General features: G+C 37.9%; 26 protein-coding genes and 1 tRNA gene. 12 read left to right on the forward strand and 15 right to left on the reverse strand.

Annotation, left to right across the window (positions count from 1 at the left end; all coding sequences use genetic code 11):
- Positions 1 to 64: 64 nt before the first annotated feature.
- Positions 65 to 565 carry a GNAT family N-acetyltransferase gene (locus ASE74_RS10710; protein ID WP_055908379.1) on the forward strand — a complete coding sequence of 167 codons (501 nt, stop codon included), beginning with the start codon at positions 65 to 67 and terminating at the stop codon, positions 563 to 565.
- On the opposite strand, the gene ASE74_RS10715 is transcribed toward ASE74_RS10710, so the two are convergent.
- From ASE74_RS10715 to ASE74_RS10730, 3 genes are all read right to left on the reverse strand, one after another.
- Positions 566 to 1141, reverse strand: a complete 576-nt coding sequence (locus tag ASE74_RS10715) for a DUF4256 domain-containing protein (RefSeq protein WP_055908390.1) — start codon at positions 1139 to 1141, stop codon at positions 566 to 568.
- A gap of 32 nt (positions 1142 to 1173) precedes the next feature.
- Positions 1174 to 1752 carry a YdeI family protein gene (locus tag ASE74_RS10720; RefSeq protein WP_055908393.1) on the reverse strand — a complete coding sequence of 193 codons (579 nt, stop codon included), beginning with the start codon at positions 1750 to 1752 and terminating at the stop codon, positions 1174 to 1176.
- Positions 1753 to 2467: 715 nt separating this feature from the next.
- On the reverse strand, positions 2468 to 2899 hold the full coding sequence (locus tag ASE74_RS10730) for a helix-turn-helix domain-containing protein (protein WP_055908394.1): 432 nt from the start codon (positions 2897 to 2899) through the stop codon (positions 2468 to 2470).
- Between the two features lie 199 nt (positions 2900 to 3098).
- On the opposite strand from ASE74_RS10730, the gene ASE74_RS10735 reads away from it, so the two are divergent.
- The 3 genes from ASE74_RS10735 to ASE74_RS10745 all read left to right on the forward strand — a co-directional run bounded on the left by ASE74_RS10735 (position 3099) and on the right by ASE74_RS10745 (position 5577).
- Entirely contained in the window at positions 3099 to 4067 is a 969-nt protein-coding gene (locus ASE74_RS10735) for a zinc-dependent alcohol dehydrogenase family protein (RefSeq protein ID WP_055908397.1), read from the forward strand.
- Between the two features lie 405 nt (positions 4068 to 4472).
- Positions 4473 to 4691: a hypothetical protein gene (locus ASE74_RS10740; RefSeq protein WP_055908400.1), complete on the forward strand. Its 219-nt coding sequence runs from the start codon at positions 4473 to 4475 to the stop codon at positions 4689 to 4691.
- A gap of 64 nt (positions 4692 to 4755) precedes the next feature.
- Positions 4756 to 5577, forward strand: coding sequence for an SDR family NAD(P)-dependent oxidoreductase (locus tag ASE74_RS10745; RefSeq protein WP_055908404.1), 822 nt, complete (start codon positions 4756 to 4758; stop codon positions 5575 to 5577).
- 10 nt (positions 5578 to 5587) lie between these two features.
- Here the strand turns inward: ASE74_RS10745 and ASE74_RS10750 are convergent, their stop codons facing one another.
- Positions 5588 to 5980 carry a helix-turn-helix domain-containing protein gene (locus ASE74_RS10750; RefSeq protein WP_055908407.1) on the reverse strand — a complete coding sequence of 131 codons (393 nt, stop codon included), beginning with the start codon at positions 5978 to 5980 and terminating at the stop codon, positions 5588 to 5590.
- A 123-nt stretch (positions 5981 to 6103) separates the two neighbouring features.
- Between ASE74_RS10750 and ASE74_RS10755 the strand changes: the two genes are divergently transcribed.
- The 5 genes from ASE74_RS10755 to ASE74_RS10775 all read left to right on the forward strand — a co-directional run bounded on the left by ASE74_RS10755 (position 6104) and on the right by ASE74_RS10775 (position 9981).
- Positions 6104 to 6895, forward strand: a complete 792-nt coding sequence (locus ASE74_RS10755; protein WP_055908410.1) for an SDR family oxidoreductase — start codon at positions 6104 to 6106, stop codon at positions 6893 to 6895.
- Positions 6896 to 6919: 24 nt separating this feature from the next.
- A complete protein-coding gene (locus ASE74_RS10760; RefSeq protein WP_055908413.1) occupies positions 6920 to 7258 on the forward strand; it encodes a hypothetical protein in 339 nt (112 codons plus the stop codon).
- 229 nt (positions 7259 to 7487) lie between these two features.
- Positions 7488 to 7871 carry a tautomerase family protein gene (locus tag ASE74_RS10765; RefSeq protein WP_055908416.1) on the forward strand — a complete coding sequence of 128 codons (384 nt, stop codon included), beginning with the start codon at positions 7488 to 7490 and terminating at the stop codon, positions 7869 to 7871.
- A gap of 328 nt (positions 7872 to 8199) precedes the next feature.
- Positions 8200 to 9015, forward strand: a complete 816-nt coding sequence (locus tag ASE74_RS10770; RefSeq protein WP_055908419.1) for an SDR family NAD(P)-dependent oxidoreductase — start codon at positions 8200 to 8202, stop codon at positions 9013 to 9015.
- A gap of 63 nt (positions 9016 to 9078) precedes the next feature.
- A complete protein-coding gene (locus ASE74_RS10775) occupies positions 9079 to 9981 on the forward strand; it encodes an AraC family transcriptional regulator (protein WP_055908422.1) in 903 nt (300 codons plus the stop codon).
- A gap of 1133 nt (positions 9982 to 11114) precedes the next feature.
- On the opposite strand, the gene ASE74_RS10785 is transcribed toward ASE74_RS10775, so the two are convergent.
- From ASE74_RS10785 to ASE74_RS10800, 3 genes are all read right to left on the reverse strand, one after another.
- Positions 11115 to 12035: an IS3 family transposase gene (locus tag ASE74_RS10785; RefSeq protein WP_055908427.1), complete on the reverse strand. Its 921-nt coding sequence runs from the start codon at positions 12033 to 12035 to the stop codon at positions 11115 to 11117.
- A gap of 2 nt (positions 12036 to 12037) precedes the next feature.
- The coding region (locus ASE74_RS10790) for a hypothetical protein (RefSeq protein WP_235526058.1) at positions 12038 to 12247 on the reverse strand (210 nt) is incomplete at its 5' end.
- 539 nt (positions 12248 to 12786) lie between these two features.
- Positions 12787 to 12860: transfer RNA gene (locus ASE74_RS10800), tRNA-Asn, on the reverse strand.
- A gap of 144 nt (positions 12861 to 13004) precedes the next feature.
- On the opposite strand from ASE74_RS10800, the gene ASE74_RS10805 reads away from it, so the two are divergent.
- A complete protein-coding gene (locus tag ASE74_RS10805) occupies positions 13005 to 13925 on the forward strand; it encodes a PfkB family carbohydrate kinase (RefSeq protein ID WP_055908435.1) in 921 nt (306 codons plus the stop codon).
- Positions 13926 to 14181: 256 nt separating this feature from the next.
- Here ASE74_RS10805 and ASE74_RS10810 read toward each other — a convergent pair whose 3' ends face one another.
- The 3 genes from ASE74_RS10810 to ASE74_RS10820 are packed head-to-tail and all read right to left on the reverse strand — an operon-like array spanning position 14182 to position 18168.
- The gene (locus ASE74_RS10810; RefSeq protein ID WP_055908438.1) at positions 14182 to 15777 is read right to left on the reverse strand and encodes an MFS transporter; all 1596 of its coding nucleotides are present in this window, start codon (positions 15775 to 15777) and stop codon (positions 14182 to 14184) included.
- The gene (locus ASE74_RS10815; protein WP_055908439.1) at positions 15770 to 16828 is read right to left on the reverse strand and encodes an HlyD family secretion protein; all 1059 of its coding nucleotides are present in this window, start codon (positions 16826 to 16828) and stop codon (positions 15770 to 15772) included. Before ASE74_RS10815 ends, ASE74_RS10810 begins: the two co-directional genes overlap by 8 nt.
- Before the next feature lie 2 nt (positions 16829 to 16830).
- A complete protein-coding gene (locus tag ASE74_RS10820) occupies positions 16831 to 18168 on the reverse strand; it encodes a TolC family protein (RefSeq protein WP_055908442.1) in 1338 nt (445 codons plus the stop codon).
- Positions 18169 to 18253: 85 nt separating this feature from the next.
- Between ASE74_RS10820 and ASE74_RS10825 the strand changes: the two genes are divergently transcribed.
- Positions 18254 to 19081: an AraC family transcriptional regulator gene (locus ASE74_RS10825; protein WP_055908445.1), complete on the forward strand. Its 828-nt coding sequence runs from the start codon at positions 18254 to 18256 to the stop codon at positions 19079 to 19081.
- Here the strand turns inward: ASE74_RS10825 and ASE74_RS10830 are convergent.
- The 3 genes from ASE74_RS10830 to ASE74_RS10840 form a co-directional block, all read right to left on the reverse strand.
- Positions 19068 to 19310: a cytochrome b5 domain-containing protein gene (locus tag ASE74_RS10830; RefSeq protein ID WP_055908448.1), complete on the reverse strand. Its 243-nt coding sequence runs from the start codon at positions 19308 to 19310 to the stop codon at positions 19068 to 19070. The genes ASE74_RS10825 and ASE74_RS10830 overlap by 14 nt on opposite strands.
- A 684-nt stretch (positions 19311 to 19994) precedes the next feature.
- A complete protein-coding gene (locus ASE74_RS10835; protein WP_055908451.1) occupies positions 19995 to 20672 on the reverse strand; it encodes a lycopene cyclase domain-containing protein in 678 nt (225 codons plus the stop codon).
- Positions 20673 to 21203, reverse strand: coding sequence for a hypothetical protein (locus ASE74_RS10840; protein WP_055908454.1), 531 nt, complete (start codon positions 21201 to 21203; stop codon positions 20673 to 20675). It abuts the gene before it with no gap.
- Positions 21204 to 21451: 248 nt separating this feature from the next.
- Between ASE74_RS10840 and ASE74_RS10845 the strand changes: the two genes are divergently transcribed.
- Positions 21452 to 22933 (forward strand): NAD(P)/FAD-dependent oxidoreductase, encoded by a 1482-nt coding sequence (locus ASE74_RS10845; RefSeq protein WP_055908457.1) that lies wholly within the window; start codon positions 21452 to 21454, stop codon positions 22931 to 22933.
- A gap of 475 nt (positions 22934 to 23408) precedes the next feature.
- On the opposite strand, the gene ASE74_RS10850 is transcribed toward ASE74_RS10845, so the two are convergent.
- Together ASE74_RS10850 and murB are read right to left on the reverse strand one after the other, a co-directional pair.
- Positions 23409 to 23939 carry an RNA polymerase sigma factor gene (locus ASE74_RS10850; RefSeq protein WP_055908459.1) on the reverse strand — a complete coding sequence of 177 codons (531 nt, stop codon included), beginning with the start codon at positions 23937 to 23939 and terminating at the stop codon, positions 23409 to 23411.
- 131 nt (positions 23940 to 24070) lie between these two features.
- Positions 24071 to 25087, reverse strand: a complete 1017-nt coding sequence (gene murB, locus ASE74_RS10855; RefSeq protein WP_055908461.1) for a UDP-N-acetylmuramate dehydrogenase — start codon at positions 25085 to 25087, stop codon at positions 24071 to 24073.
- Positions 25088 to 25099: the final 12 nt, after the last annotated feature.

Genomic DNA, 25099 nt, shown 5'->3' on the forward strand with positions numbered 1-25099 from the left:
CTGTTCCACTCAGATAAGCAACTCGCTATTGAACCAATAAACCTTATGTATTACCTTTGCAATAATGACAATTAGATTAGCTAAAAAACAAGATATACCACAAATAATGCAGTTGGTAAGCAAGGTTGTGCCGTTGATGCAGGCTGCCGGAAATTTTCAATGGGGAAATGATTATCCGAATCCTGAAGTATTTACCGCCGATATTACCATAAATCAGTTATGGGTTGCCGAGCTGGAAGAGCAGATTGTTGGGGTTTCGGCCATTACAACAGATCAGGATCCGGAATATGCCGATGCGGGATGGAATATTAATGATAAAGCCATTGTTACGCACCGTTTAGCAGTAAATCCCGATTGCCAGGGAATGGGCATTGCCAAAGCGTTAATGATGCAGGCCGAAGTTGTGGCTAAATCATCAGATATTACCATTTTAAGGGTTGATACGAATAGCGAAAACAAAGCCACTCAAGCACTTTTTCCTAAACTTGGCTATCAGTTTAGCGGCGAAATCAGTCTTGCCAAACGCCCAGGACTACGATTTTTTTGCTATGAAAAGCTTTTGTAATTAAACCCTTAACGAACCGCGGAAACCTCTGGCGGCATAGTATGATTGCGCACCATTGTGGTATACAAAAACATGATTATAACGTCGGTCGGCAAATAACGCTCCGCCGAGTTTTCTAATTTCAGGAGGGGTAACAATCCAGCTTGATGTTTTCACATCAAACGCTCCCAATTGCTGCAAAGCCCTGTACTGCTCTTCATTTAAAAGTTCAATACCCATAGCCGCGGCCATATCAATTGCATTATCAGCCGGCTGATGTTCTTTTCTGGATTCTAAACCTTCCAAATCGTAGCAAACACTCCTGCGGCCTTTGGGACTTTCTGCAGCACAATCGAAAAAAACATATTCGCCTGTGGCGTTATCATAAGCGACTACATCAGGTTCACCTCCAGTTATTTCCATATCATCAAGTACCCACAACTTTTGCGGATTGGCTTCGAGTTTTTGCTGCACATTGCTCCATTGCATACCTTTATGCCTGTTCATATTTTTTTCAAAACGGTTTTTTAAGGTTTGCATGAGCGCTTCGGTCTGTTCGAACGATAACTCTTTTTTATTGGTCTTTATTTCATTCATAACTTGGGTAAAAAATTGTGTAATCACCAGAGTTAGTCATTCAGCCCTTTTCCATTTAAAATATGCGGCAGGTATTTCTCAACTCTGTTCTCGCGGGTTTTGGCTTGTTTAGGTGCACAAAAATGTAATAGGTAAGCCCTTTGCCGTCCGGGTGTTAATGCCTCAAATGCAGTTTTTAAATCTGGCATACTGTTTAATTTACTTTGAAACTCTACCGGAATTTCATATTCTGTAGTTTTTTTCAATTCTACCTTTAATCCAGCCTTTTCTACTTCAATTGCTTCATAGATATAGGTTTTTAAAACAGGTTTTAACTCGATTATTTCCAATGTACTGGTAAACCTAATTTGCCTTGCCGATTGCACATTCTCCGTCTGCTGGATCAATATGCCATTTTCATCCTTCAATAAAGCACCTTTAAAAAACAAAAAAGCACAGTATTCTTTAAAATCGTGTATTAAAACAATATTGCTTCCTTCGAACGTGTAACATGGACAGCCCCACTTTAATTCTTCGTTAAGTCCGCAATCAAGGGCAATTGTTCTTAATATAATAACCGCCTCTTGCCATTTTTTGGCTTTGTTAAAATAAAAATCAACTTTAGCATTCATCGGGTTATAATTAGCAGGAACAATCTTTTATATATGCTGGTCTAAAATAACAGGATATTATATGCCCATTCTATTAGTTAATTTAAATTTAGGAATTACTACAGCAATTCAAAAAACTTTCTAAAGATATAAGAAAGGTTATATGAGCTTATATTTTTCTATCGTGCCCTGATATTATCAAAGCTGCGGTTATTTTATAATACGCGATGGCTTAATTGATAATTGTCAGTCTGAGCGGAGTCGAAGAACTTCTCGCCAGCCTTAAATGAAAAAAGCCAACTCGAAAGTTGGCTTTTTGGCTCCCTCTGCTGGGCTCGAACCAGCGACCCTCTGATTAACAGACGGACGCCGCCCATTGCTAACAATATGTTTGCCAATTAGTTACAACCTATCAAAGAAATTTTGTAATGTATTTGTAACGGTTTTTTTTATGAAGATAAGAATTTCTTTTTGCACATAATTTCCCAATTCCTTAACTTTTACCATAATTAAATTTTGGTTCTAAGCCTCGCTACTTGCGATTTGATATTGCTTTGACTACTCTTTCAGGAAAGATGATAGCAAACGATTAGCAGTGATGCAGATTTAGACTTTTAAATAGCTGATCAATGACATAGATCACTATACCCTTTTCAAATGATTAGTAATTTGATACCTTGAATTTTACCGTTTTACTTTGAAAGGTTGTGTACACCATACTACATCTTAAATTACTTTAAGTTACGGGAAAAGCCTCTCTACGGGCAGCAAGCATTTTCTCATATAGCTCTTGAATAGTTTTCTTTTTGCTGGCTTCGATCTTCTTCATCCAGTATGCTGATCCGCCTTTTGGATTGTATTTACATCCGAACTCCATCAGTTCTACCATCAGCGGTATCAGGTCAAGCCCTTTATCCGTCAAATAATAAAGAAACTTGGAAGCATTGCTTTCAGAAACCTTTTTGATCAAATAATTCTCATCCAATAGTAAACTGACTCTGTCTGATAAAACCGAGGGCGCAATGTGTTCGTCAGAAGCCCTCCATTCGAGCCAGGAATTTTTGTCTCCAAAAATCATATCTCTCAATAATAACAAAGTCCATTTATCTCCAAAAACGTCCAGTGTGTAGCCTACAGGACATGTCGATCTGCTTCCAATTGTTTTCATAATGTCATTAAATTAAGTAGTACATTTTTAATACTACTTTGTGTTTATGTTTGTGGTATCGAAATAATACCACAAATGTACACATAAATGTTGCCAATAAAAAAGTTGCAGTATCTGCATTCGCTAATATGTAACATCATTTTATCAAGTGACAAATTATGACTTTGTAATGAACTCAATTATTATTAATTAAAAAATCATGAAAGCAATTCACCTAACAGCTATTGGAAATCCGATAGAAAATTTGAAACTAGTAGAAATCCCTACACCCACTGCACCCAATTCAGGTGAGGTGATCATTAAAATGGAATATAGCCCAGTTAACTTTAGCGACCTGATGGTGGCTAAGGGTGTTTACTTTGTGCAGCCTGAATTGCCTGCCGTGATCGGTGGTGAAGGTGTAGGCGTAATCACTGAGATCGGCCCAGATGTAGATCATCTTAAAGTTGGCGATAGGGTTGTATTACCTTTTGGTACATATGCCTGGGCAGAATTTGTTAAAGCTCCAGCTGAAAAATTGTTTGCATTATCTTTGACATCTGATCCCAAACAAGCTGCAATGGCATCAATCAATCCACCTACAGCTATACTATTACTTGATGAATATGCCAAGCTAGAACAAGGTGATTGGATAGTTTTAAATGCAGGAAACTCAAGTATAGCTAATGTAATTTTCACATTCGCTAAGGCACGGGGTATTAAATGCGTTGCAATTGTTAGGCGACCTGAGGCTGTTGAGGCTGCCCGTCAGGCAGGTGCGGATGTTGTTGCAGTAGAAAGTGAAACTGTTGTACAAGAAGTAAAAGAGGCTACTGGCGGTGCTAATATTAAGCTGGGTCTTGATGGGGTAGGCGGAAAATCCTCTGCAATATTAGCCCAAATTCTTGGACAGGGAGGTCATCTGGTAGCTTATGCTGTCTTAAGCGGACAACCTTTAGTGGTAAGCCAGGTAGATCTTATTGTTAAACGTTTAAAAATCCATGGTTTCTGGATGTATTTGTCTGAATTTCTTCCAAAGCTAGATGCCGCTGCCCGGGAAACCGATTCATTAATGGCATCCGGCTCCATCAATGTGCCTATAGCAGCTTGCTATCCGCTAAGTGCCTTTAGCGAAGCTGTAGAACATTCTATCAAAGGCGAAAAAGTCTTGCTTGACTTTACTTTATAATCAGAATCAAAAAAACAATAGTTTGGGAACAGGTTATTTATTAACGAATTAATTAGCTGTGAAAAATAAATGTTTAAGATTGACATTCAGCAAAGTGTAGTCGTAATATTGATCTGAAACTGGCATGCGCGAATATTTCTTTAGCACAGGACGGATTTTGCCGCAAAAGGGAAATGATGCTATTGGTGTGTAGAATCCTCGGAGTTTTATTATAATGTCTGAATGAATTCTCGCTGAAGACTGATATTACAAGCTTAGTAATTTGAAAACGCTTTTAGTTTTCGACAAACTCTTCCATTATTCTCTAACCAGGCAGAGAGATACCGTCGAGGTAGGGCCAGTTATGACTAATAATTTAATTAAAAGAGAGGAGGCTTTATTAATCCTTCTCTCTTAAAAATCAAAATGAAAAATAATAACAGATGTCCGTTAGGGATAAATGAAAAAGTTTTTCGGGTCTTAGACCAAAAAGTTGCTATAAATTTTGCTATAGTCGCTGAGCTAGATTGTAATGAACCGGAAGAAGCCTGGAGACAGGCTATGGATAGTGCGCAGTTAAGGCACCCAAATCTTTCTGTAGAGATCATTGGCAGCCATTATTCGAATTTAGCATTGAACTTGTAGCAAATTGCCCTATTCCACTTACTACTGAAAGAAGAACTTAAAACTATCAATCAAATAAAACGAAATGGTAAAAATTATATTAATAACCGGGGCCTCAAGAGGATTCGGTAAATTATGGGCAAAGGCTCTTCTACAGCGTGGTGATAAAGTTGCTGTAACAGCGAGAAAGCTTCAGGATTTAAATGACCTGGTGACGGAATTTGGAAGTGCAGTGTTTCCAATTGAACTTAACGTGGATGATCGGAAAGCGTGTTTTGCCGCTGTTCAACAAGTTAAAGATCATTTTGGACGTATTGATGTTGTGGTCAATAATGCGGGTTTTGGTTTGTTCGGAGCTGTTGAAGAAACTACGGAGCAGCAGGCACGCAACCAAATGCAAACTAATTTTTTTGGTCTACTTTGGATTACGCAGGCAGTTTTACCAATAATGAGAGCCCAGCAAAGTGGACACATTGTCCAGGTTTCCAGCTTCCTGGGTTTAATTACTATTCCATTTCTTGGTTTGTATAATGCTTCAAAATATGCAGTTAATGGTTTGAGTGAAACCCTTGCTAGCGAAACTAAAGCTTTTGGAATAAAAGTCAGCATAATAGAGCCAAATGGCTATTCAACTGATTGGGCTACTATATCTTCAGTTCACACAGAGCCTCAAGAAATTTATTCTCTGGGTAAAAAAGAATTTGAAGATTCACTAACTCCTGATACCTATGGGACACCTGAAAACACTGTGTCAGCTTTTCTACAGCTCATTGACAGCGATAACCCACCTTTACATTTTTTATTGGGGAAAAATGCCTACGCGGCAGTAAAAGATGTTTATTCGGCACGTATTGCTGAGTTTGAAGACTGGAAAGAAGTTGCCATAAGGGCCCACGGTTTTCATTAATACTGCAGCATCATTCTGTTTTTATCAATATTACTTTGGTTTCATTTATGGCTGCTTGCCTAATTACTGCACTTAACTTTTCCTGATGGGCGTCTCCCCATTGCCCAAGGGCATTAATTATTGGCATTAAACTTTCACCCATGGTCGTTAAAGAATATTCAACTTTAGGAGGTAACTGAGGGAAAATCTTCTTGGTCACCAATTCATGTGCCTCCAGCTCATTCAGTTGCATATTTAAGACTCGCCTTGATGCATCTAGGATTTGGCGCTGTAATTCGCCTGGCCGTTTATGACCCTGATTAATAAAGTATAGAAGACGTATTTTCCATTTCCCGTAAAGAACCTCTCCCAATACGTCCAGACCGCAGTTAAGTGATGGTTGTATTTTTTTCTTATATGCCATATTGCAAAGGTAAAACATATCTTCAAGAATGTCTATACGGATAAATTTGTCCCTATTGAATCGTTTTTCCGTACTTGTTTCACCCGCGCTTATCCTCCAATTTTGCCTTATAAAAACAAGAAAATGGAAAATTATAATCATAACAACGAATTAGCAGGAAAAATCGCTTTGGTTACAGGTGGTACAAAAGGTGCGGGACAGGCAATCGCAGAGCGACTTGTCAAGGCGGGAGCAAAAGTTATCGTCACGGCGCGTAATCATCCCGAAAAGATAAATGATGCCTTCACATTTATCGCCGCGGATCTTAGTACAGTAGTTGGTACAAACCAAGTATTAGAAAAAATTAAATCACTGTTTGGAGGGGTAGATATTCTAATTAACAATATGGGCGGTTCTGAAACACCCGGGGGCGGATTTAGCGTATTAACAGATGAGCATTGGGAGCAAACGCTGCAAACTAATTTTTTTGCACCTGTTAGACTTGATAGGGGCCTTTTACCTTCAATGCTGAAAAAAGCGTCAGGTTGCATCATTCATATTGCTTCTATACAAGGGAAGCTGCCATTATATGATTCAACTTTGCCATATGCTGCCGCAAAAGCAGCATTAATAAATTACAGTAAGGGCTTGTCTAATGAACTCGCATCTAAAGGAGTAAGAGTACTTACAGTGTCTCCGGGATGGATTAAAACCACTTCTGCAATTAGAATGATGGAACGCTTAGCAGAAAGTTCAGGTGTAACAATAGAAGAAGCAACACAAGGGGTGATGGATTCTTTAGGTGGAATTCCCATGGGCAGACCTGCCGAGCCAGAAGAAGTGGCAGAGTTGGTTGGATTCCTCGTTTCCCCCAGAGCGTCTTACCTTACCGGGACAGAGTTTGTCATCGACGGAGGTACATTACCAACAATTTAATTTCAATTAAAAAAATAATAAAATATGGAAATCAAGAATTTAGAATTGCCACCAATAATTACCGCATTGATCAACAGTCAGAATGAGCATGACAGCACAGCGTTTGTAGCCTGTTTCATGGATCAGGCAGAGGTGTTTGATGAAGGAAAACACCATAAAGGATCCCAAGAAATTAAAGCATGGAATGAACAAACCAATAGCGAATACAATACGCAAAACGAGCCAATAAGCTTTGAGCATACAGATGCTGGGGATGTTCTTACACTAAAGGTATCTGGAAATTTCAAAGGAAGCCCAATTCAATTAAAATATAATATTATAATTCAGGATAATCTTATCTCTTATCTATCGATAGCATCATAATAGGTAGATCGGTTTGATCTTTCTGTAACTGTGATTTATAACATAATCACGAGTTATAAAGTTGGTTATCGACGTAATATTCAACCACTCTATACTGTTATCAACTGTATTTGTACAAGCAATGTCATTTGCAAAAGTAGTATTATAATAATACTTCTTATTTAATATATTTGGATATGCAGGTGCATGTCCTGTGACAATACAGTCAGAGGATTTTTACAAAAAAAAGATGCCATTAGTAACAGTAACTTTAACAAAAGGAAAACCTCAACAATATATTGAGCAGGTTTCCGGTAGTATCAATAACGCATTACTTGAATCCTATATGTTGCCGCCGAATGATTTGTTCCAGAGATTTTTGCAGTTAGAACCAGGGGCATTTATCTATGACAGACATTATCGTGGAGGCCCGAGATCTGATGATTTTATACTTGTGGAAGTTAAATCGAATGCAAGGAGAACCGAAGAAAAAGATGCAGCTTTTAAATCGATAGTGGAACATTTGTCAAAATCTCCAGGTGTTCGTCCTGAAGATGTGATGATCATTTTTGATTCTCATTCAACTGCCGAGGATTATTCTTTCGGTAGCGGAATCTCAGCCAATAAAAATTGATATTGCCGTTATTGTTTGAATCTTTTAATTAATGAAGAGGCTGTATCCAATTAGATGATGCAGCCTCTTTGTATTTAGTAGGTTTATACCATTCGATGTTTGTCTCTACATTCCTTCTTCCTGTTCGTTTTCTCCATGCTTTGCTTATGACGAATTAGGTTTTCATTGATTTCAATATTGTGGTTTCGTTTGATTTATGGCAAAATCCTTTCATCGGGCAGTTTTGACCTTTTGCCACTACCGTTTTTTTGTATCTGAAATGGATACATCTGTATAAGTCGAAAAGGCCACGACTGATGCAACTTTGAATCATAAAATAAATAAACAGATGAGTAAAGTAATCTTAATCACCGGAGCCTCCAGAGGCTTCGGGAAACTCTGGGCAAAAGCGTTCCTGGAAGCGGGTAACAAGGTAGTGGCAACCGCAAGAAATTTGGCCGACCTAGAGGACCTCGTGTTAGAATTTGGCAATATGGTATTGCCGCTTCAGTTGGACGTCAAAAACAGGACGCAATGTATCGAAGTGGTAAACTTTGCTAAAGAAACTTTTGGACAACTGGATGTAGTGATCAACAATGCCGGATTCGGCCTTTTTGGTGCGGTAGAAGAAGTGAATGAAGTTGATGTAAAGAATCAGTTCGAAACAAATGTATATGGCTCACTTTGGATTATACAAGCTGCGCTACCGATTATGCGAGCACAGCGGAGCGGTCACATTATACAATTATCCAGCTTACTGGGAATTGTTAGCATTCCTACTATGAGCATCTATAATGCAACGAAGTTTGCCTTGGAAGCCATCATAGAAGCATTGTCTGGGGAAGTGAATCACCTGGGCATCAACACTACCCTTATTGAGCCTAACGCCTACACAACTGATTTTGGGGGTGATTCGGCTCTGCACAGTGGGTCTATCGACATTTATGATGATGTAAAAAATGCAGTCCTTGCAGGTTTTAACGAAGACACGATGGGTGATCCATTAGCGACCATACCTGCTATTTTAGAGATCGTGAATACGAAAAATCCTCCGCTTCGTGTATTTTTTGGTAAAGTAGGTTATACCTTTGCATCAGAGGTTTATGCCAAACGCCTTGCGGAATGGGAAGCTTGGAAGGAATTTTCCATTGCTGCCCAAAAGTAACCGGTTTTTGTAACGAAAGACCAAATGACATTCGTTTGGCTTTCGTCATTTTATAACATGCATATGAAGCACTATACAACATTGAACGCCTTACATGATGACAGCGGAATTCAGCGGCCTGAAAACCCTTTGTTAAGCATCATGACCTGCCAGGATTATAGGAGCAGTTCGCTGGGAAAAAACAAGTTTAGTGGGGATTTTTATCTGATCAGTTTCAAAAAATTCGTTTCCGGCAATTTTCGGTACGGACGCAGAAAGTATGATAATGATAATGGTTCGATGATCTATGTAAGACCTAGGCAAATCATTGAGTTTGCGGATTTGGTATTATCAGAGAAAGGTTTTCTAATATTAATACATGAAGATTATTTGTTGAACACAAAATTACATTCTGAAATAAGCAAGTATAGTTTCTTTGATTATGAAGTTAGTGAGGCCCTACACTTATCGGTAGCTGAAGAAAAAAACATCTGGGAACTTTATGGTAAAATCCAGTCGGAATACCATAATAACCAGGACGAATTCAGCAAAGAGATCATCATAACGCACATCGATTCTATTTTAAAATACTCTCAGCGATTCTATAAACGTCAGTTCATTAATCGGGCGGATTATGAGGGAAGTCTGATCACCAGATTTAACTTGATTATGAGGGAATATCAGGAAAGCGGTAAACTGATCACAGAAGGCTTACCCACGGTTGGGTACATGGCATCGCGACTGGCCATATCTACACGTTACCTAACCGATCAACTGAAAGTGGAGACGGGTAAGACAGCCCTTGACCATATTCATATATTTTTGATAGACAAAGCTAAAAACATCTTGTTAGCTACTAATAATTCTATATCAGAAACGGCTTACCAACTAGGCTTTGAAAACCCACCATATTTCTCCCGATTATTTAAAAAGAAAAGCGGTATTACACCGGTCCAGTTCAAAGAAGGAAAGTTTGGGCTTAATTAATATTATCAGGCAAGTATTTTGAAAAAAAAGCCTTCTTTTTCTGATAATCGATTGTGAGCAAATGCCGATGCCTTTAAGGAAAGTAAACCGTTCCAGATAAGCATTCAATATCTCTTTTTCTTTTTGCCGATTATCATAAACCCATTCCATTATTCAAACCAAAATTTTAGGTTTTGATGATGAATTTTTGATAATTTGGATTACAAAAAAACGAAGGTTTAATTGTAATCTCAAAAAATTAGAATAGATGGATAGTCTAGGCATTCGTATGACCTTGAAGACATAATGGATACACAATATGGTGAGCAAAGAAAATGATGATAGGAACTTAATCATTCTTGTTTTAGAACACTGCGACCGATTTGATGCGATAAGAGGTCGTGCTATGTTAATCACAGTTGCCTGAGATAAGCCATATTACTCCAGAGAAAGAAATGAAAGTGTGGACAATGATTACAAGGCAATGCAAGAGTGGGGATTTCGCTAAAAGTGTGCACCAGTTTTCATTCCAAACTGTACACCCCGCTTTTTACCATCCGGTCTTGATGGAATCGTAAAGACTGAGCCAAATATATCCAATCTTCCCAGATTCCTTACCTTCATTTCCCAATCTATCTTTCCTACATCTGTTCTCTCAATCCTCCACAGAAGATGGTTTTGCAAGAAAAACGGCCTTCCAGGACAGAATTTGAGACAAATCAGCCCATGTTTAAAAACACATCAGAATAAGAAATGTAATTTTGGATTTTAAGGCCATTAGAACATCTCCATTTCGGTTTCTCTAGGCGAAACAATCATTGAGCCCAGCCCCGCTTTTCAGAAGCTTAAAACCGCTTAAAATGAGCCGAGTGGCCACTTTCGAGCGAAATCTAGTGAACAATATAGGCCGAAAAAGATGGCCGCGATGGATGAAAACCAGTGGCCACTTTTAGCGGAACCCCCATGTAAATTGACTCGTCCTGATTTTACTTGTCGTTTTTGAGTTATAATACTAGAATTAGTTTACATCTTCTGGGTGGTAATACTGGAATTAGTTTACACCACTTTTGTGTTAATTCTGATATTACTTTACAATTGTACAATTTGTAATTTATTAATAAAAGAATTGCTGTGGGTTTTTTCTGATTGTATTTTCAGACGGTCTCCTGCGACTCCTCTTGCATGCCCTTTTTTTTATAAGGATAGTGTTTCCAACGCTTGCTTATCTCACCAGACATATCATGGGCTTTGCTAGGTGTAAGATAGTCCAGACTACCGTGGGGCCTTTTATCGTTATAGTTTTTGATAATGATTTCAATGCTCTTTTTAGCTTCTTTATGATCCTTATATATCTTTTTTGGGAAGAACTCATTTTTCACTATTCCATTAACACGTTCGGCTAAAGCATTATCATAGGGACTACCACTTTCAGTCATACTTATTGCAATTCTGTCACTGTTAAGAAGCTCAGTATAGCTTTTAGAACAATATTGTATCCCCCGGTCCGAATGATGAACCAATATGAACGGTGAGTCTTTTTTCCTCCCGTTGATAGCCATCTCCAGAGCGATAATACAGCCGGTAGCTTCAAGGTTCGGATGGAGTGCAAACCCTACAATCTTTCTGGAATAGGCATCTGTGATCAGGCTTAGATAGCTAAAGCCATCCTGCGTACGAATATAGGTTATGTCACTTACCCATAGTTGTTCCGGGGCAGAGAGCATCATATGTTTTATGAGATTCGGGTATCTTTTTAGAGAGTGGTTAGAGTCAGTAGTCCTTACGGAACGTTTCCTCCGCCGTATAAGTAGTCCATGAAATCTCAAAAGATCATAAAGCTGGTCTCTCCCCATCTTTATATTATGCTTTTCCATTTCCGGAGAAAGCATGTATAGCAGTTTCCTTGTTCCCAAAAATGGAACTGCTGTACGGAATTCAGCCACCAAGGCCAATACCACCATGTGGGAAATATCAGTTTTGATCGCTGTTTTCTGCGCCAGATAATAAGCCTGGCGGCTTACACCAAACAGTGCACAAAGTTCAACCAGACGCTTATCCGGTAGTTTTTGCCGCATCCTTAAGACCGTTTGGTACCACGCTTTTTTCTAATATTGATCTTAAGTTCGCTTTCCGCAACCTCAATCATAGTCTCTAATCCAACATTTCTCAGCTGGGCATCAGCCAAAGCTTTTGTTAGCTCATCGATCTTTTTCTTAAGAAGTTTTGTCTCTTGGTTTTTGTCCATAATTGGAGTGCTATACGCTAATTTAATCATATGGAAAATAAANCTCAATCATAGTCTCTAATCCAACATTTCTCAGCTGGGCATCAGCCAAAGCTTTTGTTAGCTCATCGATCTTTTTCTTAAGAAGTTTTGTCTCTTGGTTTTCGTCCATCGCTGAAAGTTCATAAGATGTTTTAGAATGGACTAAGATAGCCAAATTATGTTTCTCCATCCATTTGCCAATGGTACTTGAAGGTAAGCCATATTTGCGTCCAGCTGCTCGCTGACTGAGCATACCGGATTTGATCTCGCAAATGATTTTCTCTTTCAGATCATCGCTTAACCGTCCCCAAGGTTTTCTAGTTGCAATTTTTGTTTTGTCTTTGCTTTTTGTTGCCATTTTTCAGTTTTTAATGACAAGCTATAGCAGGACGAGACAAAAGGTTTTTCGAAAAGTTTGACATTTATTAGTGTAAAACTTGACGAATAACAGTAATTGAGAAAGTGTTCGAGTGGGTAGAAGAATTCCTATATGCAAACAAAAACCCCATCCTATTGCTAGAAATGGGGTTTTTTGCGATTTTCGGACTTGAAAATCTGAGCTCCCTCTGCTGGGCTCGAACCAGCGACCCTCTGATTAACAGTCAGATGCTCTAACCAGCTGAGCTAAGAAGGAGTGCTGGTTGTTTCCTAAAAACGAGGTTTTTTACACTAATAGCGCACATAGCCTTGTTCGTTTTGGGAATGCAATATTAGGGCTTTTAAATTATTTATGCAATATTTGCAGTGAAAAATTTTAAAAAAAAATTAACACATAGATATGAGCCTGATAATCATAGGTACTGTAGCTTTTGATGCTATTGAAACTCCTTTCGGAAAAACGGATAAAATTGTAGGTGGAGCAGCAACTTACGCAAGTTTAGCCGCATCTTACTTTTATAATAAAGCAAAAATCGTAGCAGTTGTTGGTGATGATTTTCATCAAGCAGATATTGATACCTTTACTTCGCATGGGATTGATACCGAAGGATTACAGATTAAAACAGGCGAAAAATCTTTCTTCTGGTCGGGGAAATACCATAACGACATGAACAGCCGCGATACTTTGATTACAGAGTTGAACGTATTGGAAAACTTCGATCCGGTTATACCAGAAAGCTATCAGGATTGTGAATATTTGATGCTGGGAAACCTTACTCCACAAGTACAACAAACGGTAATTAAACGCCTTAAAAACCGTCCGAAATTAATTGTAATGGATACCATGAATTTCTGGATGGATATTATGATGGACGATTTACTGGAAACCATTAAACTGGTAGATGTATTAACCATTAACGACGCAGAAGCCCGTCAGCTATCTGGCGAATACTCTTTAGTTAAAGCGGCAAAGAAAATCCTTGCCATGGGGCCAAAATACCTGATTATTAAAAAAGGAGAACATGGTGCTTTATTGTTCCATGAAGATCAGATTTTCTCTGCTCCGGCATTGCCTTTGGCTGAAGTATTCGACCCAACTGGTGCCGGTGATACTTTTGCGGGTGGTTTTATTGGTTATTTGGCAAAAGTAGGCACAATTAGCTTTAATAATATGAAAAATGCAATCATATATGGTTCAGCATTGGCATCGTTCTGCGTAGAAAAATTTGGAACTGAAAAGCTATTAAATTTAACAGATGAAGAAGTTGCAGCCAGAATTCAGGAATTTGTAAGTTTAAGTGCTTTTACAATAGAAGCATAGTCAGTTTACAGTTGACAGTTTTCAGTTAACAGTTTACAGTTGATTGCAGATAAACGAACCGCAGATTTAGAGATAAATTTCTTTTAAATCTGCGGTTTTTTTCATTACAACTTATTTAACCAGATTGATGTGCTGAGTTTATTTTAGTATTTTGTTATGGCAAAATTTCCTGATCAGAGGTTAAAAGATTTATTACATGCAGCCATCGCTTTAAGATTACGTATTGCCCAAAATGAGGGTTTTTGCTAATGGTTACTTAAAATCCTGCCGCTGCAGGTTGTTTGTTTCTCAAATTAATCACCGTTTTGCTAATTACCGGCTGCAATGTTATCAGGATGATAGATAAAAAACAAAGGGCTGCAATCCATTCATAATAGCTTACACAAAACTGTAGGAATGTTTGTTTTTGCAGGGCTTTGTTCAGCAAACCCACAGCTACTTTACCCGCTTCATCGTGAGGCAAACCCTTGCCAATTAAAGCAGATTGATACATTTTTAATCTTTCCGGCAGGTTAAAATCCAACAAGGTGATACCGCTACGCAGATCATCGCTCTGTTCTCCTTTAAAATAAAGCTGATAGAAATTAATTAAAGCCAAACTGAGACTAAAAGTAGAAAAACGCACAAATACACCAACAGATGATGCAGATTGGCTTAAATTTTCGGGAACAGATGACATAATGAACATCACAATTGGCGACATCACCATCCCAGCGCCCACACCTTGCAAAAAAAGCGGTACGTAAAAGTTTTCTGTTCCTGCTTCACTGGCAAACAGTTGGCACATCCATAAAAAAAACACAAAAAGCAATACAAAACCACTTATCCACAACACCCTTAAATGTTTTTTACGGATCAAAAATCGAATCGCAACTACTGAGCCCACTACAACCCCTGCAATATTGAAGATCATAATCTCGTTGGCATGCAAAGAATCCATCCCCAAAACATTAATAAAATATGAAGATGTTAAACTGAAAGCACCACGAACAATATAAAGAATAACCAGGAAAACAATTCCGATGGCAAAATTCCTCGATCTGAAAATACTGAGGTCAACTGCCGGCCTTTTTAGGGTAAGCTGCCGGCTAATAGAAACCACAAACAAAAATAAAATCGCTAAAATAGCGTAACGGATACTTGTATCATCCAGCCAATCGTATTGCTGACCATAAACCAGAACATAGGCAATAAGTACAAGCATGGCAGAAAAAAGCACAAAACTCAGCCAATCAATTTTATAAAGTGGTGTTTTGCGTAACAAATGTACCCTGTTCATTACACTAAAAAGCAATATTGCACTAGGTAAAAAACAGAATATAATGGCTTTATATAAAACATTATATTCATAATTTTCAACAATTGGAACAGAAAAAAGTGCCGTAACCGGAGATACACAGAGAATCATTCCATAAAAAATGGTATAACCAGTTTCTTTTGCGTGTTCGGATTTTAACCTGCTAAAAAGTAAATTTAGTGATATACTGGTAAGGCCGCAATTCACAATTCCTTGTAGAAACCTCAATGTAAAAACCAACCAGATTTCGCGGGTATGGTAACACCAGTACGCAATAAGAATTTCAAGAATGATGCAGATCAATAAATAATCTTTAGTAACTACCCTGGCAAAAAAACGGCGTTCTACAACGGCAAAACTGGCAACTGCGGCATAAAACATCAATAATGAAAACTGAACATCCGATGCACTTGCACCATAATAGCCAGCCGCAGCGGTCCCATCAGCGGTAGAGAGTGCAAAAAGCAATACCGACGATAAAAGTACCGCAAAAATGCTCAGAATTATCACCCATTCGGGTACTTTAACTTTAAATATAAGCAAATGATCAGTCATTTTTTTTCACTTTAACACTAGCACTCATTCCCGCACTTAAAAGCTCAATGCCCTGGTCATTTTTACCCAAACGGATGCGAACCGGGATACGCTGTGCAATTTTTACAAAGTTTCCGGTAGCATTATCTGGGGGCAATAGCGAAAACCTTGAGCCTGTAGCACCAGATAGGGATTCAATTTCTCCAATAAACTGTCGACCAGGAAAAGCATCAACCTCAACATTTACTTTTTCGCCAACATGCATTTTAGCAATCTGGGTTTCTTTAAAATTAGCCACCACCCATTTTCCAGCTGTCCGATCAACCAGATAAGCAATAGTTTGGCCGATTTGAACCAATTGACCTGCCTGGATGGTTCTTCTACCCATTTTACCATCATAAGGCGCAACAATTACCGTATAGGAAGTATTCAGGTTGTTTCTTTTTACAACGGCCTGTCTTCGCTTTATTTCAGATTCCAGCACATCACTTTGGGCCTTAATATCATTCGTTTTGGAGATAGCAGTTAAATAATCTTCTCTTGATGCCTGATATTCTGCCTGTGCAACCTGCAATAAACTCTCAACCGTTTCCAACTGTTGGCGGGTAGCCGATTCAGCATCAAAAAGTTTTTTATAGCGGGCATATTCCGCCTGCTGTTTCCAGAGCTTTGCCTTTGCAGCAGCAATTTTAGCTTCCGCAACCAAGGCCGTACTTTGGGCTGTTTTAATATTACTTTGTTGTACCGAAACCTGTGCCTTCGCATTTAGCAAAGAAGCCGCTGCCTCATCTTGTTGAACGGTATAATCATCATCATCTATTAAAACCAGGGTATCACCCTTTTTCACTTCCTGGTTCTCTTCAAATTTCACTTCTTTAATGTAACCACTCACTCGTGCAGTTACCGGATTGATGTATTCATCCACCTGTGCATCGTTTGTTTCTTCAAATTTCATATAGCCGATGAGCGTTTTTCCACCCCATATCATCAATATCACTAAAACGATGAGTGCTATTATTGTGGTAATTCTACTGATGATTTTATCGGCTTTGCTTTGTTTCTGTGTGTTCATTTTTATAAGTTTCCTACGGCTTTTTGTAATTGATAGTATTGTATTTTAGCATTCACCTTTGCAGTGGTGAGTTCGAACCGCGATTGCAATAATTGCGTTTCTGCATCCAGCAAGTCGGTTAAAAGCGACAGTTGGTTGAAATAGGTATTTTGTACAATCCGATAACTTTCTGTGGCCTGCTTAATGTTTTCTTCTGCAAGTGCAATGCGTTGTACCGATTCTTTATAGCGGATATAATTTTCCTGCACTTCCTGGCGGATCTGATCTTTCACATCTTCATCTTCAACTTCCTGCTGATGCACCTTAATCTCCGCCTCCTTAACTTTGTGTTGATTGGTATACCAAGATGAAATCGGAATTTTAAGTTTTAATCCAACCATACCATTACTATAAAGCGATAACGCATAAGGATAAAACTGAATTTGCGGGTATGCAAAGGCATATTCCCCAAAAAAACCCAAAGAGGGCATAACATTGGATTTTACATTCTTTAGTTTCAATTTTGCGAGGGCCTGTTCTTTCTCCGAAATTTTTATTTTGTAAGAAGTTGTTTCGGCATCATTAAAATATTCGTCAATCTGCTTTAGTGCAATGGCGTCTGTTTCATTGTCAGATATTTGAGGATTCAGAGGCGCATCATCTGCCCTGCCAATTAAAATATTAAGTTTCTGTTTAGCGATTTTGATGCTATTGTTAATTTCTGTTAACAACATGCGCTGCTTAGAAAGGCGCAATTCTGCCCTCAATACATCACTTTTTAATATCGTTCCGTTTTTATATAACTGGTTAATTTCTGCCAATTGCTTTTCGCGGTCGCGGATGTCTTGTTCCAATAAATCCTGGTAAGAAATATTACGGAATACATCGTAAAAATAAACCGCAACTGTATAATGGATTTCCTGTGTACTTTGTCCTTTTTGTACCCTGCTCAATTCGCTTTCCACTTTCGAGGCATTAATTTCAGTACTGGTTTTTCCTCCATTATAAATATTGAAATAAGCATCAGCACCTGCTTTATAATAAGTTGGTGCAACCGGAAACTGGCTAGGGGTATGAAAAAGTCCGTTTTCGTAAATAGGTAAGGGTAAAACATGAGCATAAACTCCTTCGGCAGCAATTTCGGGTAACCTTTCGGCCTTGCTTACCTTTACATGCGCATCAGCAGCCTGCACATTGAGGCCCTGCATTTGTATTTTTTTATTGTTACTATCTGCAAGTGCCCAAACCTGGTTAATGGTAAAATTATCCTGATGCGGAATGGCTTGTGGATGAACAAAAATTGATGATAAAAGAAGTGCGATGCACAACCAAAACGATCTTTTATTTCTGTTAAAATTCATATTCGTTAATTAATGATGCAAATTTCGTTACAGATTTGTTACTTTGTTTTATCTAAACTGACAGATATTTATTCAAACCAGCCAAATGATAAAAGTTAGCAACGAAGACCTTTTATTTGCAATAGACGAAAAACCAGAAACCATGTACGTTTGGCATAGCCGGTTTGAAGACCGGTTTCAAGACCACAGCCATTTAAAAGGACAACTCACTTATGTAGAGGGAGGCATTATTTTTTTGTATACAAAAGAGAAATCCTACTTTTTGCCTGCACGGCACTATGTTTGGATTCCGGCCGGAGTAGAACATCATTTACAACACCGGTACCATGCCGCAATTGTTCGGAATATTTATTTTGATACCGCTACGGATGATGAAAATCCGTTTTATAAACAAATCGGAATATATCCTGTAAATAACCTCTTGTTAGAAATGTTCCTTTTTTCTGAGCGTTGGAATGGAAATATTGTTCCAAAAACGAAAGAATACGATTTTTTAAATACACTTAAGAATATTTTGCCTGTGGTGAGCGAACACCCCCTCCCTATTGCGTTGCCAACTACAGAAAACCAGCGTTTAAGACCTGTGTTACAACATATTGTAAATGGACTTGCAGATGATGGCATGAGTTTGGAAAGTGTGGGCAAAGCGATGGGTTTTAGCGAACGTACCCTATCAAGATTATTTCAATCGGCTTTGGATACTTCCTTTTTTCAATACCTAAAACTGGCCCGGATGATAAAGGCAATGGAAAAATTATTGGAAAGCGATGCCACAATCAGCGAGGTTGCCTACCAGGTGGGCTACAATAGCATTTCTTCTTTCAGTAATACTTTTTATAAGATGGTGGGTAAAAGACCCTCAGAATTTAAAGAATTAAAACAATCAACTCTTACTAAAATTAACCTGGTTTAACCAGCATCGCAATAGGTACAAATTTTTCAAAAACAGCATCAGTATGGGGTGCATCGGGCAATTCATCAGTTAAATCCTGCCCTGCCCAATGCTCATAATGTTTACCGTTTCTCCAAAGCCTGCTCTCAGTCATATCGTAGATAAGCCCCTTATAAGCCACCCAGATCTGAGGTTTATCCTGTCCGTTGCGTAAGGCGAGCTGTTGCTTGGTATAAGCTGGTAAATCCATTTAAATCAATTTCGGGTTGAAGATAATCAAAAGGTTTTTAAACATATATAAAATAGAAAGCAGTGAGCTTATATGATTTTACATGCCTTGTATAGTCAAAGCTTCGATTCATTATTAAAGAGAAAAAATTTTAATCACAGATATACACAGAGATCAGTTTTTGCCACGGAAGCACGGAAATTCATAGATGATCATACTACATCGTCCTCGTTTGCAACGAGGATGTACGAGAAAAGCGATTTTATCGCTCTTAAAGGAATTATTTTCGCATTGCAAATGCGTACCTCAAAAATCCTCGTTACAAACGAGGACTATTTAAGACTTTAACCACAGATTTACACAGAGATCAGTTTTTGCCACGGAAACACAGAAAGCACGGAGAATTCATAGATGATCATACAACATCGTCCTCGTTTGCAACGAGGATGTACGAGTAAAGCGATTTTATCGCTCTTAAAGGAATTAATTTTGCATTGCAAATGCGTACCTCAAAAATCCTCGTTACAAACGAGGACTATTTAAGGAGAAATAATTTTAACCACATATCGACACAGAGATCAGTTTTTGCCACGGAAGCACGGAAATTCATAGATGATCATCCCTTAGTTGTGTCATCCTGAGGGATAATTTATTTATAAAAATCAAAATAAATTACAGGGCACTTAAAAAACAAATCTCTTCAGATTATCGTCGCTTGTTTTTAAAAACCTCGTACAGGTAAATATTCATCAACAACAAACTCATTAAATAAAAATGATCCTCAAAAGGAATCGTGCCCACTCTGAAACCCAGGTTCTGCTTATCGTTATACATCACTATCGGAATGGAAGTCAAAAATCCATTAACAACATAAAAAGGTATTAAAGAAACCAAATAAGCCCTGTAAAACCTGTACATAAACCTATACTCAACATTGATGTATTCTACATAAGCCAATACTACAAACAAAAAGCCGAAATTAATTAGCGTATACCACCTGCTGTAACCAAAAAAAAGAATGGCCACACAAAGACCAAGAAATAAATTACTTAGTGCCAGACTATATTTCTGCAAATCATTTTTCGGGAAATAGGCATTTAAACATTCATAAATAAATACACACGCGTACGGAACCGTTAAAAAGAAGAGCATTTCTTCCAGGGGCAATCCTAAAAGATTTATTCCAACCAGGTAATCGGGGTTAAACGACCATACATTTAGTTTGGTAAAAAGGATATCCCATACTAAAAACACAATTCCGGTAATCAGTATTGCAGGAAATATAAATTTCCACTTGCTAAAAAAATGAACCTTTTTATCGAAGGATAAAACCAGCGGAAAGAAAATTACGGCAAGGTTTATGAATAAATAGGTATAATGCATTTATAGGTGTTTCTTTAAAATTTTAACTTCTGCCGGCGTACACTTTTTACTATCAATCATAAATTTGGCAACGTTTTTAACCAAGTCTTGGTCGGCAAGGCCAAAATTTTCATTTTGATAATGCTTAACAATTTCCTTTTTATCAACAGCCAAATCTTTACTGAAACCCAAAAATGAAGGCGTATAAAATTCGATAGAAAAGCGCATAAAACGAATTTCCATATTTTCTTTATCCATATCAATAGCCTTTTGCAGGGTTTTAAGCGAGCTGCCAACATATTTGATCTTGTTATATGGATTCCAGGAATGTTTTGCCTTCAAAGCTTCCAATGTTCCGGTATAGCCCGTAATCAGTGCTGTTTTATTAGGCAATTTATTCAATTGCGTAAAAAGAGAATCAGTTAGCTTTGAATTTTCTACCGCTTTTACCATATTGGCTTTTAATACCGCAATTTCTTGAGTAGATAACTGGGCATAAGTAATATTGCTTGCCGCTAGGAGCAGAAAACATATAAGGCTTAGTTTAATCATGTTTAGCCGCAAAGGTAATAAATCTATCAAGAGTTCTCTCGGCAGATATCCACTCTTTAATATAACTATATTGATAACGTTAAGAAAACTCGCTCAACCTCCTTAAACCCTTAAAAATAAAAGAGATAACCTGGAGTAATCACCTAGATTCGACATCCTCTACAAATTCCCCATTGCATTTAAAATAACCGATGCCCTGAATGACAAAAAAACAAAACAAAACAAGATAAATTTCCTTTATTTACACCATGGAGAAAAAACTTCAGGTTACTATAATTGGTGCCGGTTTTGCAGGTTTGGCCGCGTCAGCACTGTTGGCTAAAGATGGTTACGAGGTTACCGTAATCGAAAAAAATGGAATGGCAGGCGGCCGGGCCAGAACCTGGGAAAAAGACGGTTTTACTTTTGATATGGGGCCAAGCTGGTACTGGATGCCAGATGTTTTTGAAAACTATTACAATATTTTTAATAAAACAGCATCCGATTTTTACGAACTCAAAAGATTAAGCCCTTCCTATCGTATTTATTTTGACAAAGATGAACGCATTGATGTGCCTGCTACACTGGATGAACTATATGCATTATTTGAAAAGCTAGAGCCTGGCAGCACTAAAAACCTTCAATCTTTTCTCGATCAGGCCAAATATAAATATGATGTTGGCATGAATGAATATGTTTTTAAACCTTCACACAGCGTAATGGAATATTTTGATCCGCGATTGGCCATTAGCGGAGTAAAACTGCAGTTACTGGGCAACATGCGGAAACATGTACATCAATTGTTTAAAAATGAGCAATTGAGGAAACTTCTGGAATTTCCGGTTTTATTTTTAGGTGCCACACCGCAAAATACTCCTGCTTTATACAGCCTGATGAACTATGCAGATCTTGTTTTAGGTACCTGGTACCCCATGGGCGGGATGCATAAAATTGTGGCTGCCATGCAAAACATAGCTGAAGCTGAAGGCGTAAAATTTATTTTTGATACAGAAGTAACCAAAATTGAAGTTCAAAATAACATTGCTGAAGAAGTGATTACTGATAAGGGCACATTTAAAAGTGACTTTGTAGTGGGCAATGCTGATTATCAACATATAGATCAGCATTTATTTGAAAAACCATACCGCAATTACAGCGAAAAATATTGGAACAGTAGAACAATGGCTCCCTCATGCCTTTTATTTTATATTGGGCTTAACACAAAGCTAAAAAACGTTTTACACCACAATTTATTTTTCGATGAAAATTTCGATCAACATGCAGAAGAAATCTACACGGATCCGAAATGGCCGGCTAAGCCCTTATTTTATGCCTGCTGCCCTTCAGTTACCGATCCAAGCGTTGCACCTCAAGGTTGCGAGAACCTATTTTTTTTAGTTCCGCTTGCACCTGGTTTAAAAGACAGTGAAAGCAAAAGGGAAGAATACTTTAATTTATTACTTAAACGCTTCAAAGATTTAACAGGAAACGACATTACTGATCATATTTTATTTAAACGCAGTTACGCTATGGATGATTTTGTTGCAGACTATCATGCCTTTAAAGGAAATGCGTATGGACTAGCAAACACTTTGAAACAGACCGCTTTCCTAAAACCTAAAATGAAAAGTAAGGTAACAAATTTTTTATATACCGGACAATTAACCGTTCCAGGCCCTGGAGTGCCACCTGCAATCATATCTGGACAAGTGGTAGCAAAAGAAATAAAAAAAAAGTTAAAAAAAGCTTGACAAATTTAAAATTTCCCTTATCTTTATAACCACAAAACAAAAACACTGCAATAAAGCTTTAAAACACATAATTGTTCGAGGTTTGCATTTGTTTCGAAATAAGAGAGAAGGCGAATTGTTGAAAGCAAAAATAAGAATCAACTAACCAAATATATGATAAGCAAAAAGGCCTGATAATTCAGGCCTTTTGCTTTTTACAGAAAACTTCAAATATCCAGTTCAATAGCTGATCGTCATTTAGGCCGGGCAACCAGGCAGAGGTAAATCAATACCATTATCGAAAGCCGTGATTGGCAATTCAATTCATGATCCTTAAAAAAGATGCTTAGATAATTTTGTCAACCAAATATTAAGATCCGGCAAATAGATTTCTTAACTGCATTGCAATACGCCAGAAATCAAGGATCATGTATATAAGGGAACAAAAAAAGGGCCCAGATAAAATCTGAGCCCCAAGTTTTTCAATCGATGTATCTTAAGCCATTTCGCTAACGGCAACTTCTTTAGAGTACGTTTTAAGGTATTTTTTCAAAATTCCTCTTGCAACGTGAATACGGGTTTTAACTGTTCCGATTGGAATTTCCAACATATCAGCAATTTCGTGGTATTTATAGCCTTCAAAATAACGGATAAACGGCACATAATATTCTTCAGGTAATTGTGATAATGCTTTATCAATATCACCTAATACAAATTTACTTTCAGCCTGATTTTTTGTAGCACTATATGAAAGGTTAGCAGAAGAAATATCCTCGCTTTGTGTAATTAATGTATTCGTTTTCACTAAACGGCGGTAGTTATTGATAAAAGTGTTTTTCATGATGGTAAATAACCAACCTTTTAAATTCGTACCCTCTTTAAACTTATTATAATAAGTGATCGCTTTCAGCATGGTATCCTGAACCAAATCATTAGCGTCTTCTGCGTCTTTTGTAAAATTTAAAGCATAAGATCTAAGTGATACCGAGTGATGATTAACCAGATGATTGAATTCAAATTTTGTCATGATGTTTAGCTTTAGGGGATTTAAAAAAAACAAATGAATTTATGCTCATTCCCTTATTTGTAAACAAACTTAGTACCAAAAATTTTTGGCATGGTGCCAAAGGCGTACAACTACGCTAAGGCATGGTTTCGTCACAGAATATTTACTTCTCTTTCTAAAGTGACTCCAAAAGTGGACTTTACACTGTCTATAATCTGTTCAGAAAAAGCATACACTTCCGTGCCAGTTGCACCACCATGATTAACTAAAACCAAAGCCTGATTTTTCCAGGTGCCTGTTTGCCCAACAATTTTACCTTTCCAGCCACATTGTTCAATCAACCAGCCTGCAGCCAATTTAATTTTATTGTCAGCTGTAGCGTAATGAACCACATCGGGGTGTTTTGCTACAATATCTGCAAACTCATACTTTTCAATCACAGGATTTTTGAAGAAACTCCCGGCGTTTCCAATGGTTGATGGATCTGGCAATTTGCTTACGCGGATATGTGATACAGCCGCCGATACATCTGCAATAGTTGGATTTTCGATCCCTCTATTATGCAATTCTGTTTCGATTGCACCATAAGAAGTATTTATTTTCGCTTCGGAAGAAAGGCGGAACGTAACAGATGTAATAATATATTGGCCTTTTAATTCGCCTTTAAAAATACTTTCACGGTAGCCGAAGTGGCAATCTTCATAATTAAAAGTTTTAATTTGCCCGGTGCTGATCTCAAATGCAGTACAGCTTTCAAAAACATCTTTAAGCTCTACCCCATATGCACCAATATTTTGTATGGGCGATGCGCCTACCGTGCCTGGAATCAAACTTAAATTTTCTACACCAGCAAAATGATGCTGAACACAGTAGTTTACAAAATCATTCCAAACTTCTCCGGCACCTGCAGTTACGAGGACCTTATCTGCAAGAACCACTGATTCTATGCCCATAATACTGATTTTGATTACCAAACCATCGTAATCTTGGGTAAACAACACATTGCTGCCTCCACCTACAATCAGAAGTTTTTGAGATTTTACCAGCTCATTTTCAAATAATTTAACCAGGTCTTTTTCAGCAAATACCTCTGCGAAATATTTAGCTTTAACATCGATACCAAATGAATTGTATGGTTTTAGCGAAATATTTTCCTGAATCTGAAGCATAGTGATTTTATG

The organism is Pedobacter sp. Leaf216, assembly GCF_001421515.1.
Lineage (GTDB): Bacteria > Bacteroidota > Bacteroidia > Sphingobacteriales > Sphingobacteriaceae > Pedobacter.

Excerpts from the sequence above, each read along its gene's own strand:
- ASE74_RS10710 (WP_055908379.1), top strand. The coding sequence starts at position 65 with ATGACAATTAGATTAGCTAAAAAACAAGATATACCACAAATAATGCAG.
- ASE74_RS10715 (WP_055908390.1), bottom strand. The coding sequence starts at position 1,141 with ATGAATGAAATAAAGACCAATAAAAAAGAGTTATCGTTCGAACAGACC.
- ASE74_RS10720 (WP_055908393.1), bottom strand. The coding sequence starts at position 1,752 with ATGAATGCTAAAGTTGATTTTTATTTTAACAAAGCCAAAAAATGGCAA.
- ASE74_RS10730 (WP_055908394.1), bottom strand. The coding sequence starts at position 2,899 with ATGAAAACAATTGGAAGCAGATCGACATGTCCTGTAGGCTACACACTG.
- ASE74_RS10735 (WP_055908397.1), top strand. The coding sequence starts at position 3,099 with ATGAAAGCAATTCACCTAACAGCTATTGGAAATCCGATAGAAAATTTG.
- ASE74_RS10740 (WP_055908400.1), top strand. The coding sequence starts at position 4,473 with ATGAAAAATAATAACAGATGTCCGTTAGGGATAAATGAAAAAGTTTTT.
- ASE74_RS10745 (WP_055908404.1), top strand. The coding sequence starts at position 4,756 with ATGGTAAAAATTATATTAATAACCGGGGCCTCAAGAGGATTCGGTAAA.
- ASE74_RS10750 (WP_055908407.1), bottom strand. The coding sequence starts at position 5,980 with ATGGCATATAAGAAAAAAATACAACCATCACTTAACTGCGGTCTGGAC.
- ASE74_RS10755 (WP_055908410.1), top strand. The coding sequence starts at position 6,104 with ATGGAAAATTATAATCATAACAACGAATTAGCAGGAAAAATCGCTTTG.
- ASE74_RS10760 (WP_055908413.1), top strand. The coding sequence starts at position 6,920 with ATGGAAATCAAGAATTTAGAATTGCCACCAATAATTACCGCATTGATC.
- ASE74_RS10765 (WP_055908416.1), top strand. The coding sequence starts at position 7,488 with ATGCCATTAGTAACAGTAACTTTAACAAAAGGAAAACCTCAACAATAT.
- ASE74_RS10770 (WP_055908419.1), top strand. The coding sequence starts at position 8,200 with ATGAGTAAAGTAATCTTAATCACCGGAGCCTCCAGAGGCTTCGGGAAA.
- ASE74_RS10775 (WP_055908422.1), top strand. The coding sequence starts at position 9,079 with ATGAAGCACTATACAACATTGAACGCCTTACATGATGACAGCGGAATT.
- ASE74_RS10785 (WP_055908427.1), bottom strand. The coding sequence starts at position 12,035 with ATGCGGCAAAAACTACCGGATAAGCGTCTGGTTGAACTTTGTGCACTG.
- ASE74_RS10805 (WP_055908435.1), top strand. The coding sequence starts at position 13,005 with ATGAGCCTGATAATCATAGGTACTGTAGCTTTTGATGCTATTGAAACT.
- ASE74_RS10810 (WP_055908438.1), bottom strand. The coding sequence starts at position 15,777 with ATGACTGATCATTTGCTTATATTTAAAGTTAAAGTACCCGAATGGGTG.
- ASE74_RS10815 (WP_055908439.1), bottom strand. The coding sequence starts at position 16,828 with ATGAACACACAGAAACAAAGCAAAGCCGATAAAATCATCAGTAGAATT.
- ASE74_RS10820 (WP_055908442.1), bottom strand. The coding sequence starts at position 18,168 with ATGAATTTTAACAGAAATAAAAGATCGTTTTGGTTGTGCATCGCACTT.
- ASE74_RS10825 (WP_055908445.1), top strand. The coding sequence starts at position 18,254 with ATGATAAAAGTTAGCAACGAAGACCTTTTATTTGCAATAGACGAAAAA.
- ASE74_RS10830 (WP_055908448.1), bottom strand. The coding sequence starts at position 19,310 with ATGGATTTACCAGCTTATACCAAGCAACAGCTCGCCTTACGCAACGGA.
- ASE74_RS10835 (WP_055908451.1), bottom strand. The coding sequence starts at position 20,672 with ATGCATTATACCTATTTATTCATAAACCTTGCCGTAATTTTCTTTCCG.
- ASE74_RS10840 (WP_055908454.1), bottom strand. The coding sequence starts at position 21,203 with ATGATTAAACTAAGCCTTATATGTTTTCTGCTCCTAGCGGCAAGCAAT.
- ASE74_RS10845 (WP_055908457.1), top strand. The coding sequence starts at position 21,452 with ATGGAGAAAAAACTTCAGGTTACTATAATTGGTGCCGGTTTTGCAGGT.
- ASE74_RS10850 (WP_055908459.1), bottom strand. The coding sequence starts at position 23,939 with ATGACAAAATTTGAATTCAATCATCTGGTTAATCATCACTCGGTATCA.
- murB (WP_055908461.1), bottom strand. The coding sequence starts at position 25,087 with ATGCTTCAGATTCAGGAAAATATTTCGCTAAAACCATACAATTCATTT.